Origin of the sequence: uncultured Pontibacter sp., from assembly GCF_947495565.1 — a bacterium.
Taxonomy (GTDB): domain Bacteria; phylum Bacteroidota; class Bacteroidia; order Cytophagales; family Hymenobacteraceae; genus Pontibacter.
Genome location: NZ_CANLZM010000040.1, coordinates 1 through 515, shown reverse-complemented (window position 1 = coordinate 515; position 515 = coordinate 1). Strand labels below are relative to the sequence as shown.

Sequence of the window (515 nt, the reverse complement as noted above, 5' to 3'; positions counted from 1 at the left end):
TGTCGGCTCCCCGGTTTTAGAACCGTTTAGGAGTAGAGTATTCAACATATTTCAAATCACTTCTATCACCACTACTATGGGTGTTCATTGTGGGTAACCCTGGAGGGGTTATCCACTGTGAACGCCCCCTGCGACGGCCCTGGCGTACTCCACCGGGCTCATGCCTTGCAGGCTATCGTGAGGCCGCAGCTGGTTGTAATCCTCCAGCCAGCTCTGTGCTATCTGCCTGACCTGATCGAGCGAGTCAAACAGATGCACATCCAGCACATTTCTTCTGAAGGTGCCGTTGAAACGCTCCACAAAGGCATTCTGAGTCGGTTTGCCCGGCTGGATGTAGATGAACTCAATGCCGTGCATGCGGCTCCACTCCTCCATCAGGGAGGCGATCAGTTCCGGGCCGTTGTCCATGCGGATGCGCTGGGGCTTCTCCCTGCGCTTTATCAGGTGGTTCAGCACCCATACCACCCGGTTGCTTTTCAAAGAGAAGTCTACCTCGATGTGCAGGGCCTCCCGGT

The 515-nt window shown here is 55.3% G+C and carries 1 pseudogene; it reads right to left on the bottom strand.

Annotated features, from left to right (window positions below):
• Positions 1-138: 138 nt before the first annotated feature.
• Positions 139-515 (bottom strand): annotated as a pseudogene (locus Q1B04_RS19970) (integrase core domain-containing protein); the annotation flags it as partial.